Raw genomic sequence first — 13176 nt, forward strand, 5'->3', positions numbered from 1 at the left:
CATGAGATTGCGTTCTGCCTGTGGGAGCGAGGCTTGCCCGCGATAAGAACACCATAGAACTCAGCACATTTGACTCCACCCTGGCAATTTTACGGCGTTCACCTTGCCGCTTATGCCGCTCTCAGCGGAAATGACTTGCCGCTTTTCTGTCATCCCTCCTGCCGCTCAGCCCTGCAGCCCTTTGAAACAGGGCATTTCCTAAACTGGCACGCTGATTGCTATGTCTCTATCAAGAAAATCTGGTCAACCGGTAAAGGTTTCCCGAAATGAGCATTAGCTTCGATAAAGCGCTAGGCATTCACGAAAAGGCACTCAGCTTCCGCGCTCAGCGTGCCGAAGTCCTGGCTAACAACATCACCAACGCCGATACGCCGAACTACAAGGCGCGTGATCTGGACTTCTCTTCCGTGCTGGCCGCCGAAAGCGACAAGGTCAGCAACGGCAAGTTTGCGATGAATATGACCAATAACCGTCATATCGAAGCTGAAGGCATGGGCAACACCGACGGCACACTGATGTACCGCACACCGTCGGCACCGTCGCTGGATCAGAACACCGTCGATGCTCAAGTGGAAGGCGCCAACTACGCGGAAAACTCCGTCGGTTTCCAGGCCAGCTTCACTTTGCTCAACAGTAAATTCAAAGGGCTGGTTGCAGCTCTTCGTGGAGAGTAATTCATGTCTCTAGCCAACGTCTTCAACATTGCCGGTAGCGGCATGAGTGCTCAGACCACTCGGTTGAACACCACCGCAAGTAACATCGCCAACGCCGAGACTGTGTCTTCGAGCATGGACCAGACTTATCGCGCCCGTCACCCGGTGTTCGCGACCGTTTTCCAGCAAAGCCAGCAGGGCGGCGGTTCGCTGTTCCAGGATCAAGGTGAAGCCGGTCAGGGCGTACAGGTCAACGGCATCATTGAAGATGCTTCCAACCTCGAAGCGCGCTACGAGCCGAATCATCCGTCTGCCGATGGCAATGGGTACGTGTACTACCCGAACGTAAACGTCGTTGAAGAAATGGCCGACATGATTTCCGCCAGTCGTTCGTTCCAGACCAACGCGGAAATCATGAACACCGCCAAATCCATGATGCAAAAAGTCCTGACCCTCGGTCAGTGATAAGGGGCGCGTAAATGGCCGTTGAAAACGATGTATCCGCGAAATTCATAAGTTCGCTGCAAAACCCTACTGCAACCAAGACCAGTTCCAACGACGCGTTGGGCAAAGATGCTTTCCTGCAGTTGCTGGTTACTCAGATGAAGAACCAGAACCCGCTGGAGCCGCAGGACAACGGCGAGTTCGTTGCCCAGTTGGCGCAGTTCAGCAGCCTGGAAAGCATGCAGAACCTGACGACCACGGTGGACGGCATTGCTGGCCTCTATCAGTCCTCGCAAGCACTGCAAGCTTCTTCCCTGGTAGGCCGTTCAGTAATTGTGAATGCAGGTTCAACCTCGGTTGATACCACGAAGGGCATGACGGGTTCTGTAGTTGTGCCTTCTTCCAGCACGACAACCAACGTCAAGATTTATGACGCGCAGATGAATCTGGTCAAGACCGTGGACATGGGTAGCCAGTCTGCGGGTACCTCAAGTTTCACTTGGGACGGCACCAACGAAGCGGGTGAAAAAGTCGCTTCCGGCAACTACAGCTTTGTGGCTTCAGGCTCTCTGGACGGTGCTGCGACAGGTCTCGCCACGTATCTGCCTGCCACGGTCAACAGTGTGACCACCGGGGTCAATGGTGGGGAAATGATGCTTAACCTGGCGGGCGGTCAAACTATCGCGCTGTCCAAAGTACAAACTATCGGAATTTAGAGCCGACTCGACGGCGAAGGAGTGTTACATGTCATTCAATACCGGTCTTAGTGGGCTCTACGCAGCAAATAAAAGTCTCGACGTAGCAGGCAACAACATTGCCAACGTTGCAACCAACGGGTTCAAAGCTTCCCGTGTGGAGTTTGCTGATCAGTACGCGCAATCCATTCGCGGTACTTCCGGCAATACCAACGTTGGCAGTGGCGTAAGAACCGCTGCAGTGTCCCAGCAGTTTACTCAGGGCACCTTGACTACCGGCACCGCCAACAGCCTCGACCTGGCGATTAACGGTAACGGTTTCTTCATGATCAGCAACAATGGCGAGAAGCTGTACACTCGCGCAGGCGCTTTTCATACCGATAAGGAAGGTTACGTCGTTAACAGTTCCGGCATGAACCTGCAGGGCTATAACGTTGATGCCAACGGTAACGTGGTAACGGGGGTCTCCCAAAACCTGCGGGTCGATTCTTCGAACCAGGCGCCAAATCCGACTGCTAAGATCTCGCTCGCGTCGAACATGAACTCTACCGCGACGGTGCCTGCTGTCACTCCGTTCGATCCGAGTAATACCGCTTCTTACAATTTCCCTATCAGCACTGCGATCTATGACTCGCAGGGGAACCAGCACACCCTGGACCAATACTTTGCCAAGTCCGGCACTAACACCTGGACGATGTACTCGCTGATTGATGGCCGTAGCATCAGTGACCCTGCCAACGCTGATCTGGCGACCGCTACCACTCCGGATCAGACGGTATTGAGCTTTGACTCTGCAGGGGCACTGATTACTGACCCGTTGCCGACGTCGACTGCGAACGTCGTGGTCAATACTGACGGTACCTTCCAGATATCCAACTGGGATCCGGCTTACAACGCGGGCACTGCGACGGTTCCAAACTGGGTTGATAACGGTGCGGCGGCTGCTGTCGGCGGTATCCAGCTGGACATGCTGTCGACTACTCAAACGGCTTCTGTGTCGGGCGCTATCACCAAGTCTCAGGATGGTTATGCGACCGGTCAGATCAGTTCCATGAGCGTTGACGCTACCGGTAACCTGTTTGCCAGTTATACCAACGGTCAATCCAAGGTGATTGGTCAGGTTTCGCTGACCAACTTCGCCAACGTGCAGGGTCTGTCTCCAGCCGGTGGTACCAACTGGCGTGAAACCTTCGCCTCAGGCGTTCCGGTTACCGGTGCTCCTCAGTCGGGTACGCTGGGCGAAATTTCCGGCCAGGCGCTGGAAGACTCCAACGTTGACCTGACAATGGAGCTGGTTAACCTGATCAAGGCACAAAGTAACTATCAGGCGAACGCGAAGACCATCTCTACGCAAAGCACTATCATGCAGACCACTATCCAGATGACGTGATAAACGTCGCTGTATACGCTGCTTGAAGAGCCCCTTTTCGAAGGGGCTTTTTTATGGGCGTTAAATAATAAACGGCGTCCTACATTGAATATTAATTTCCAGATCGGTCACTCAACGACTATGGAAATTTCCTACTCGCGATAATGTGAGAATAAAAACTCCTCAATAAAAGCCGTCGACGGTAAAAGGGAGTTTCAATGTCGTTTAATATTGCTATTGGTGGAATAAAAGCTGCTAACAAACGGCTTGAAGTAGCGGGCAATAATATTGCCAACGCCGGAACGGTTGGCTTTAAATCCTCGCGTGCGCAATTTTCCGCGTTGTATTCGTCTTCACACTTGGGAAGTGGGCAGAACGCTGCGGGTGATGGTGTGCGTTTATCGGAGGTGCGGCAGAACTTCAACCAGGGTGACACCATGACCACTTCGGGCCGTGCCCTGGATATGCGGATCCAGGGCAATGGTTTCTTTGTAGTGAGTGAGCGCGGCTCGCTGGCTTATACGCGTGCCGGAGCATTCCTCAAGAATGCCGACAATTTCATCGTCGACAGCGAAGGCGCGCGTTTGCAGGGATACGCGGCCAACGAGAGAGGCGAGATCATGACGGGAGTACGCAGTGATCTGAAGATTAATGCTTCCAATATTGAGCCCAAGGCAACCTCGAAAATTGCCGAAACAGTCAATCTGGATACGTCGCTGCCGTCCCTTGCACAGTTGCCTGCCTTTGATCCGGACAACCCTGCGACTTACACGCGGATGACCAGCCGGACCATTCAGGACGCAGGCGTCGCGCCAGCCCCGCCTGTGGATCACGAGCTCAAGCAGTACTTCGTCAAGACCGACGAGAATCAATGGTCGATGTATGTATTAGTGGATGGTCGTAATCCCGTCGATCCTGGCAGTACGGCTCCGCAGCATGTCACGCTGGAGAAAGCGGCAAACGGAACGCTGCAATACTCTGGCAACACACAGCATATCCGGAAGGTCTCGGACACCGAGTTTTCGCTGCATGGCTGGCGTCCAGCCAAAGATGTGAACGGTAATTGGGTTTTCAATGGTGCTGCAGATGGCGGGGCGGTGTCTTTGTCCCTGAACGATGGCGCGGCAAGTGCCCTCGATGACAGCGATCCTGTGATGGTCCGGCCTGTGCCGGTCTTCGATCCCACCAATCTGAAGACTTACAGCAGGGTATTTGCCAACGCGATCTTTGACGGTCAGGGCAATCAGCACGAGCTGAAGAAATACTTCGTCAAGGACGGGACTAACAGTTGGCGGATGCATGTGCTGATCAATGACCGTAACCCTCAGTCGCCCGAGTCCACAGAGCCTATGACGGCCAACGTTGTTTTCAATCGGGACGGCTCATTGAAGTCGCTGGTCGGTATGCCGGGAATGACTGGCAACGGCGCAGATAGCCTGCAGCTCGAGGGCTGGGTGCCGGCCATTGTTCAAAATCGCGGGACCAGTCGTGAGCGCTGGGTATCCAATGGTGCGGCGGGCAGCGATGGCGGTATTGCCATCGATTTGACGGGGTTGCGCCAGCACAACGGTGCTTCGAATCGTTCGGCACAGCAGGTGGATGGACATCCTTCGGGGAAATTAAGCGGTTTGACCATGGGTCGCGATGGCGTGCTGCGGGCGGGTTTTACCAATGGTCTTACCCGTGATGTCGGTCAGGTGATGCTTGCCAGTTTCGCTAATCTTCAGGGGTTACAGCCTCAGAGTGACACGCGCTGGGGTGAGACACGTGCCTCGGGGCCTGCCAATTTTGATGAGCCGGGTGTCGGGACGCTGGGGGTCATCATTGGTCAGTCGCTGGAGGGTTCCAACGTGACGCTGGCTGATGAGTTGATTGAGTTGATTCAGGCGCAGACGGCCTATCAGGCGAACTCTAAAGCGATTTCAACCGAGGTGACGTTGATGCAGACGTTGATTCAGTCGACCTGATCAGATTGAGCAGTCGGACTTGATAAAGGAGCCGTTCAGTCGCTTCCAGCCCTCGCCGGGGCTGGTTTGCGCGCAGACGATGCGGTCCGCGCCTTGCCACCGGTAATAGCGGGCGTTTTTCGCTTGTACGGTGATGCTTGCCAATGCAATGGATGCGGCAAGGATCAAGGTAAAACCTGCATGAGTTTTCATGTCGGTTGGCTGGTGCTCTCGGGGTAAGTGCTGGGTGCAAGACTATCACTGCATCGGCGTCATGCTGTGATTCTTGTGTACATATCCATTATTGGGGTAACGGCTTATATTGGTTGCGCTTTTACAGCGCGTCACTTTTGAACAGCGCAAAAGTAACCAAAACGCTCTTGCCCCACCACTAGGTGCCTCGCTGTCGCTCGGCATACCCGGAATCCGACATTGCTGCGTGGGGTCGCCGCCACCGGCCATCCATGGCCTGAGGCGGCTAAACCGGCATCCCTGCCGGTTCACCCCACGCAGCAATATCGCATTCCGGCCGTCGTGGTTTAACGGGGCGCCCAAAATCAAAAGCGCGGCGGCCTGACAGCCGACCTGATTGTGTGAACTTACCGATGTTCTGTAGGAGCTGCCGAAGGCTGCGAAGCGGTGTGTCAGATGAGATTTGTGCTGGCTGTGCTGACGTCTCGCGAACAAGTTCGCTCCTACCGTTCCGCGGTGAAATCGCTGCTTTTGATCTGCTTTTGATCTGCTTTTGATCTGCTTTTGATTTTGATCTTAAGCGCCCCGTTAAACCACGCTGGCCGAACGCAGATTCTGAAGCGTGGGCAACCCGGCAAGGATGCCGGGTTAGCCGCACCGGGCCATGGATGGCCCATTGCGGCGGCCCACGGTTCAGGATCTGCGGGCGGGTACACCGAGCGACAGCGAGGTGCCAAGTGGTGGGGCAAGAGCGTTTTGCTTACTTTTGCGCTCCATCAAAAGTGAGGCGCCGTAAGGGCGCAACCAATAGAAGCCATTACCGCGACAACGGATATGTACACAAAATCGCCATACAAAAACACACAGCGTAGTTTTTTTGGCGGCCCATCCGACCCCTCGAAGCAAATGTGGCAATCCGCCGCCGCATTTCCATCCCGTACTTCAGTCCTCACGACGAGCACGCCTGTTTTTGCTGAACAATCAGTGCTTTGTATCAACGCCGACAAGTTGGTCCGGATATTGCTATCTCCCTGTTAGAACAGCTACAGACGGCAAACGTCTGTCAGAGGAGGAAGACTGTGGACAAGTTGCTTTACGTCGCGATGAGCGGTGCATCTGAAAACGCCGTTGCGCAAAAGGCTCATGCCAACAACCTGGCTAACGTCTCGACAAACGGCTTCATGCGCGACCTCGAACAGGCGCGCTCGATGCCAGTGTTTGGCGAGGTTCAGCCTTCGCGTGCCTACGCAATGAGCGAACGTCCCGGTACTGACTTCAGTGGCGGCGCAATGATCCAGACCGGTCGTGATCTCGACATCGCGGTCAAGGGTGATGGCTGGATTGCCGTTCAGACACCTGATGGTGGCGAGGCTTATACACGCAGTGCAGGCATGAATATCGATGCCGTCGGCGTGCTTCGGGCTGGCAATGGTTTGCCGGTCATGGGCAACGGCGGTCCTATCGCCGTGCCGCCGCAACAACAGATTGAAATCGGCGCTGATGGGACCATCAGCGTTCGTTCCCTGGGCGAGAGCGCTCAAGTCATGGCTCAGGTCGACCGCATCAAGCTGGTCAGGCCTGATATGAAAACCATGGAAAAAGGCCCAGATGGCCTGATCCACCTGAAGAGCGGTGCTGCGGCTCCAGCCGACGCCAACGTTCAGGTCGAGTCGGGCTTTTTGCAGGCGAGCAACGTCAATGCCGTGGAAGAAATGACTTCCGTTCTGGCCTTGTCCCGCCAGTTTGAATTGCACGTCAAGATGATGAAAACCGCTGAGCAGAACGACGAATCCGCCACGCGCATCTTGCAGGGCTAACCATTGACAGCTTGCGTCGATAAACCGACGCACGAGGAGAGAAAGAATGCTTCCTGCACTATATGTCGCGAAAACCGGTCTCGCCGCTCAGGACATGAACCTGACGACCATTTCCAACAACCTGGCAAACGTCTCGACCACGGGTTTTAAAAGTGATCGCGCCGAGTTCCAGGACCTGCTCTATCAGATCAAGCGTCAGCCGGGTGCTCAGTCGACCCAGGACAGCGAACTGCCGTCCGGTCTGCAGCTGGGTACCGGTGTGCGCATCGTCGGTACGCAGAAAAACTTCACCGCCGGTAGCCTGGAAACCACCGAAAACCCTTTGGATATCGCAGTGAACGGTCGTGGCTTCCTGCAGATCATGCAGCCTGACGGCACCATCGCCTACACCCGTGACGGTACGTTTCACCTGGACGGCAACGGCCAGATCGTGACCGCCAATGGTTATGCGCTGGAACCCGCCATCGTCGTACCGCAGAACGCCCAGACCTTCACCGTGGGTCAGGACGGTACGGTGTCGATCACCTTGGCCGGTGCGACTGCAACGCCACAGATTATCGGCAACATCCAGACGGCTGACTTCATCAACCCGGCTGGTCTGCAAGCGCAAGGTGGCAACCTGTTCCTGGAAACTGCATCCAGCGGTGCGCCGCAAGTGGGTACGCCTGGCCTGAACGGCCTGGGTACGACTTTGCAGAACACCCTCGAAGCTTCCAACGTCAGCACCGTTGAAGAGTTGGTCAACATGATCACCACTCAGCGTGCTTACGAGATGAACTCGAAAGTGATCTCGACGGCTGACCAGATGCTGCAGAACCTGACGCAGAACCTGTAACGCTTTGATCGACCTGTTTGACCTGTTGCTGTACCCGCTCAATTCGATACGGCGCCTGCCCGGCGCCAGTTACACCGCGAGGTTTTAAGTGTCATGAAACGGCTATCTGTTCTGCGGTTTTCTGTGTTGGTGGTGCCATTCTGTGGAATCGCTCTGCTGGCAGGCTGCGTTGCGCCTAATGCCAAGCCTAATGACCCTTATTACGCGCCGGTGATGCCGCGTACGCCGCTGCCTGCTGCAGCGAACAACGGCTCGATTTATCAGGCGGGTTTCGAGCAGAACATGTATGGCGATCGCAAGGCTTTCCGGGTCGGCGACATCATCACCATTACCTTGTCGGAGCGTATGGCCGCGAGCAAGGCTGCAAGCTCGGGCATCTCCAAGAACAGCACGGCGAACATCGGTTTGACCTCGCTGTTCGGTTCGGGGCTGACCACCAACAACCCGATTGGCAGTAACGATTTGAGTCTCGGCGCTGGCTACAACGGCGCACGCACCACTGCCGGTGACGGCAAGGCTGCCCAGAGCAACAGCTTGACCGGTTCGGTCACGGTGACCGTTGCCGACGTCATGCCCAACGGCATTCTGGCGGTTCGCGGCGAGAAGTGGATGACGCTGAACACCGGTGACGAACTGGTGCGCATTGCCGGTCTGGTTCGTGCTGACGACATTGCGACTGACAACACCGTTTCGTCCACTCGTGTGGCCGACGCGCGCATTACGTATTCAGGTACTGGTGCATTTGCCGATTCGAGCCAGCCAGGCTGGTTTGACCGGTTCTTCCTCAGCCCGTTGTTCCCTTTCTGATAGCGGGATAAACATGATCAATCTCAAGCAATTGCTCGCGGCAGCACTGCTGTTGTCTACCGCGTTCGGCGCTCATGCCGAGCGTTTGAAGGACATCGCCAGTATTTCCGGCGTACGAGCCAACCAGTTGATCGGTTACGGCCTGGTCGTGGGTCTCAACGGCACGGGTGACCAGACCACTCAGACCCCGTTTACTTTGCAGACTTTCAACAACATGCTGGCCCAGTTTGGTATCAAGGTGCCAACCGGTTCCGGTACCGTGCAGTTGAAAAACGTCGCGGCAGTAGCGGTGTACGCAGACTTGCCTGCGTTCGCCAAACCAGGCCAGACCGTTGATATCACCGTGTCGTCGATCGGTAACTCGAAAAGCCTGCGCGGTGGTGCGCTGTTGATGACGCCGATGAAAGGTGTCGACGGCAACGTCTATGCAATCGCTCAGGGCAACCTGGTCGTCGGCGGCTTTGATGCTGAAGGCCGGGACGGTTCGAAGATCACCGTCAACGTGCCGTCGTCCGGTCGTATTCCGGGTGGTGCATCGGTTGAGCGAGCAGTGCCGAGCGGCTTCAATCAGGGCAATACGCTGACGCTGAACCTCAACCGTTCGGACTTCACTACCGCCAAGCGCGTGGTGGACAAGATCAATGACTTGCTCGGCCCTGGCGTTGCCCAGGCGCTCGACGGCGGCTCTGTTCGTGTGACCGCGCCGCTGGATCCGGGTCAGCGCGTTGACTATCTGTCGGTGCTGGAAAACCTCGAAATCGATCCGGGCCAGACCGCGGCTAAAGTCATCATCAACTCGCGTACCGGCACCATCGTGATTGGTCAGAACGTCAAGGTTTCGCCCGCTGCCGTGACTCACGGCAGCCTGACGGTGACCATCACCGAAGACCCGATTGTCAGCCAGCCAGGGCCGCTCTCCAATGGCCAGACGGCTGTGGTGCCTCGCTCCAAGGTCAATGCTCAGCAAGAGCTGCACCCGATGTTCAAGTTCGGCCCTGGCACCACGCTGGACGAGATCGTTCGTGCCGTTAACCAGGTGGGCGCTGCGCCCGGCGACTTGATGGCAATCCTTGAAGCATTGAAACAGGCCGGCGCGTTGCAGGCCGACCTGATCGTGATCTGAGGACACTGTAAATGGACATGCCCAAGAGCCCGGTTTCTTCAGGTATCGATTCAGGTGCGTACACCGACCTTAATCGTCTGAGCTCGCTGAAAACCGGTGATGTGAACAGCGATGCCAATCTGAAAAAGGTTGCGCAGGAGTTTGAGTCGCTGTTCGTCAGTCAGATGCTCAAGGCAATGCGCTCTGCCAACGAAGTGCTGGCCAAGGACAATCCGATGAATACCGCCGCAACCCGGCAGTATCAGGACATGTATGACCAGCAGCTGTCCGTGACGTTGTCCGGGCGAGGCAATGGTATCGGCCTGCAAGACGTGCTGATGCGTCAATTGTCCAAGACTCGCAACATGCACACGGCTGCTACCGCTGATGCGGCAAAAGGCGATGCTTCGACTGCCGCCAACGGTCTGGCTGCCAGCGTTCAGCAACGTCCGCTGTGGGCGACGCGTTCGGCCGCGAGTGACAGGACCGCTGCAGTGGCAGAAGGGCGCAACGATGTGGCAGCGCTCAATTCCCGCCGCCTGGCATTGCCCAGCAAACTTACTGATCGTCTGCTGGCGGGCATCGTGCCGTCGGGTGCTACTGAGCTGTCGCCTATTGCTCGCAACAACGTGGCCAGTAAAGGCACAGGCAGTGGAAACGGCGACTGGACGATGGACCCGAATCTGGCGCCAGCGACCCCGCAGTACGTGCGCAGTATTGCTCAGCCGCCTTTGGCTCCGGCCAAACGTGCGTTCGGCAATTCCGATGAGTTCATGGCAACCATGTTGCCGCTGGCCAAGGATGCTGCTGCGCGCATCGGCGTCGATCCGGCGATCCTGGTGGCGCAAGCCGCACTGGAAACCGGTTGGGGCAAGTCGATCATGCGTCAGCAGGATGGCAGCAGCAGTCACAACCTGTTCGGTATCAAGGCGACGGGTAGCTGGGATGGCAAGCAGGCGCGGGCAATTACCAGCGAGTTCCGTGACGGCAAGATGGTCAAGGAGACGGCGGATTTCCGTTCCTATGACTCCTATGCAGACAGCTTCCACGACCTGGTCAGCCTGTTGCAGAACAACAATCGCTATAAAGAAGTCGTGAATTCTGCCGATAACCCTGAACAGTTTGTAAAAGAATTGCAGAAGGCTGGATACGCTACGGATCCTGACTATGCCAGCAAGATTTCGCAGATTGCGAAACAGATGAAGAGTTACCAGAACTACGCCGCCGCTACGGGCTCTTCCACGACTTTATAAGGTTTTAATCATGTCGCTGCTTTCAATTGGGTTGTCGGGTCTGTCCGCGAGTAGTGCGGCGATGAACACCATCGGTAACAACACGGCTAACGTGGATACCGCGGGTTATTCGCGTCAGCAGGTCATGACCACTGCTTCGTTGCAGCAGAATCTGGGTGCTGGCTATATCGGTACCGGGACCACGCTGTCCGACGTTCGTCGGATCTACAACAGCTACATGGACGCCCAATTGCAAACCAGTACCGCGCTGAGTGCCGATGCGGTGGCTTATTCAGGGCAAGCTTCCAAGACCGATACCTTGCTGTCGGACAGCGCCACGGGTGTTGCAACGGCACTGTCGCAGTTTTTCACCCAGTTGCAGGGTGTATCGAAACTCGCTACTGACTCCAACTCCCGGCAGCTGTTCCTGACCCAGGCAGGCGCGTTAAGTGCTCGTTTCAACTCGATCAGCTCACAACTGAGTTCGCAGAACGGCTCGGTTAACAGCCAGTTGTCTTCCACGGCCGATCAGGTCAACAAGCTGTCGTCGACTATTGCCTCGCTCAACAAGCAGATCACCTCGGCGACTGCGACCGGCGCGACACCCAATACCATGCTGGACTCGCGTAACGAGGCCGTGCGTCAGCTCAATGAGCTGGTCGGTGCCAAGGTGGTCGAGACCAACGGCAGCTTCGATGTCTACATCGGTACCGGGCAGTCCCTGGTCACTGGCAGCACTGCGTACACAATGACTGCTGCACCGAGTGCGACCGATCCGCTGCAATACGGCCTGAAGCTGACTTACGGCACCGCGAATGTAGACGTGACGTCGGTGATCACTGGCGGCACCATCGGTGGCCTGTTGCGTTATCGCAGCGAGGTCTTGACCCCGGCTACCAACGAACTAGGCCGGATGGCGCTGGTGCTTTCCGATCAGGTCAACAGTCAGTTGAATCAGGGCATCGACCTCAACGGCAACTTTGGCTCCAATCTGTTCAGCAGCATCAACGACCCGAGCCAGACCAGCCAGCGCAGTATCGGTCGTTCGACCAACACCGCCGGTTCGGGCAATCTTGATGTCACGATCACTGACACCAGTAAACTGACCTCCAGCGATTACGAGGTTGTTTTCAACGACAGCGGTGACAACAAGAAATTTATTGTTCGGTCTTTGCCTGACGGCACGTCGGTCGGCAGTGGCAGTCTGGATGACAATCCGCCCAAGCAGTTCGATGGCTTCTCGGTCAGCCTCAATGGCAACGACATGGGGTTTGGCGACAGCTTCAAGTTGACGCCGACCCGCAATGCGGCCTCGGCATTGTCAACCGTGATTTCCGATCCGCGCACTGTCGCTGCGGCGGCACCGCTGACGGCGACTGCCGCAGCAGGCAATTCGGGTACCGGTACTTTTACCCAGCCGACACTCACGACTAAATCGAATATTTACGACACCACGGCAACGGCTGACCTGCGTAATGCAATCACCAGCTCGACGCCGCTGAAGCTGCTGTTCGGTACCGCGTCAGGGGGTGTTCAGAGCTATCAGTTGCTGGACGCTCAGGGCAACGCGGTGCTGGACAAGACCGGTACCGCCATCACCGGCAATATCGTGCCAGGGCAAAGCAACACGCTGACCTTTAATGTGGGTTACACCGACTCTGCCAGCGCTGCTCAGTCCTTTTCGTTCGAGATGACCATTGCGGGTGCGCCCAACAGCAATGATGCCTACAACGTTGCTCTGACCGGCGCGGGGTCTGCTGACAACCGCAACGCGACTGATTTGCTGACGCTGCAGACCAAGCAGACCGTAGGTGTCAACGGTACCGTTGGGCAGAGCATGTCGGCTGCTTATGGCACTCTCGTTTCAAACGTCGGTTCCGCGGCTGCTCAGGGGCTTAGCGATACGACTGCGACTGCCGCACTGTTGACCCAGTCAAAAAATTCGCGCGACGCAGTATCCGGGGTTTCCCTTGATGAGGAAGCCGCCAACCTGATCAAGTATCAGCAGTACTACACAGCGTCTTCGCAGATCATCAAAGCGGCGCAATCCATTTTCAGCACGCTGATCAACAGTCTTTAAGGGG

General features: G+C 56.3%; 12 protein-coding genes. 11 read left to right on the top strand and 1 reads right to left on the bottom strand.

All coding sequences use genetic code 11. The annotated features are described in order from the left end of the window. Positions 1 to 266 precede the first annotated feature (266 nt). The 5 genes from flgB (at position 267) to KDX30_RS26660 (ending at position 5128) form a co-directional block, all read left to right on the top strand. On the top strand, positions 267 to 674 hold the full coding sequence (gene flgB, locus KDX30_RS26640) for a flagellar basal body rod protein FlgB (RefSeq protein ID WP_099267377.1): 408 nt from the start codon (positions 267 to 269) through the stop codon (positions 672 to 674). 3 nt (positions 675 to 677) lie between these two features. After that, positions 678 to 1118, top strand: coding sequence for a flagellar basal body rod protein FlgC (gene flgC, locus KDX30_RS26645; RefSeq protein WP_027898659.1), 441 nt, complete (start codon positions 678 to 680; stop codon positions 1116 to 1118). Between the two features lie 14 nt (positions 1119 to 1132). Continuing rightward, the gene (locus KDX30_RS26650; RefSeq protein WP_231677961.1) at positions 1133 to 1813 is read left to right on the top strand and encodes a flagellar hook assembly protein FlgD; all 681 of its coding nucleotides are present in this window, start codon (positions 1133 to 1135) and stop codon (positions 1811 to 1813) included. A 28-nt stretch (positions 1814 to 1841) separates the two neighbouring features. Then, positions 1842 to 3182: a flagellar hook protein FlgE gene (flgE, locus tag KDX30_RS26655; RefSeq protein WP_122704499.1), complete on the top strand. Its 1341-nt coding sequence runs from the start codon at positions 1842 to 1844 to the stop codon at positions 3180 to 3182. Positions 3183 to 3379: 197 nt separating this feature from the next. Beyond that, a complete protein-coding gene (locus KDX30_RS26660; RefSeq protein ID WP_231677962.1) occupies positions 3380 to 5128 on the top strand; it encodes a flagellar hook-basal body complex protein in 1749 nt (582 codons plus the stop codon). Here the strand turns inward: KDX30_RS26660 and KDX30_RS26665 are convergent, their stop codons facing one another. Then, complete coding sequence (locus KDX30_RS26665) at positions 5129 to 5320, bottom strand: hypothetical protein (RefSeq protein WP_049826762.1); 192 nt, start codon at positions 5318 to 5320, stop codon at positions 5129 to 5131. 1058 nt (positions 5321 to 6378) lie between these two features. Here KDX30_RS26665 and KDX30_RS26670 point away from each other — a divergent pair. The 6 genes from KDX30_RS26670 (at position 6379) to flgK (ending at position 13172) form a co-directional block, all read left to right on the top strand. Then, positions 6379 to 7116 carry a flagellar basal body rod protein FlgF gene (locus KDX30_RS26670; protein WP_027898280.1) on the top strand — a complete coding sequence of 246 codons (738 nt, stop codon included), beginning with the start codon at positions 6379 to 6381 and terminating at the stop codon, positions 7114 to 7116. Between the two features lie 46 nt (positions 7117 to 7162). Beyond that, positions 7163 to 7951, top strand: a complete 789-nt coding sequence (gene flgG / locus KDX30_RS26675) for a flagellar basal-body rod protein FlgG (protein ID WP_027898281.1) — start codon at positions 7163 to 7165, stop codon at positions 7949 to 7951. Between the two features lie 93 nt (positions 7952 to 8044). Next, positions 8045 to 8758 (top strand): flagellar basal body L-ring protein FlgH, encoded by a 714-nt coding sequence (flgH, locus tag KDX30_RS26680; protein WP_027898282.1) that lies wholly within the window; start codon positions 8045 to 8047, stop codon positions 8756 to 8758. 13 nt (positions 8759 to 8771) lie between these two features. Continuing rightward, complete coding sequence (locus KDX30_RS26685) at positions 8772 to 9881, top strand: flagellar basal body P-ring protein FlgI (protein WP_122396597.1); 1110 nt, start codon at positions 8772 to 8774, stop codon at positions 9879 to 9881. 11 nt (positions 9882 to 9892) lie between these two features. Beyond that, positions 9893 to 11113, top strand: coding sequence for a flagellar assembly peptidoglycan hydrolase FlgJ (flgJ, locus tag KDX30_RS26690; RefSeq protein ID WP_122396596.1), 1221 nt, complete (start codon positions 9893 to 9895; stop codon positions 11111 to 11113). Between the two features lie 10 nt (positions 11114 to 11123). Continuing rightward, a complete protein-coding gene (flgK, locus tag KDX30_RS26695; protein ID WP_122704503.1) occupies positions 11124 to 13172 on the top strand; it encodes a flagellar hook-associated protein FlgK in 2049 nt (682 codons plus the stop codon). Positions 13173 to 13176 lie beyond the last annotated feature (4 nt).

Source organism: Pseudomonas quasicaspiana (assembly GCF_021147825.1).
In the GTDB taxonomy this organism is placed as follows: domain Bacteria; phylum Pseudomonadota; class Gammaproteobacteria; order Pseudomonadales; family Pseudomonadaceae; genus Aquipseudomonas; species Aquipseudomonas quasicaspiana.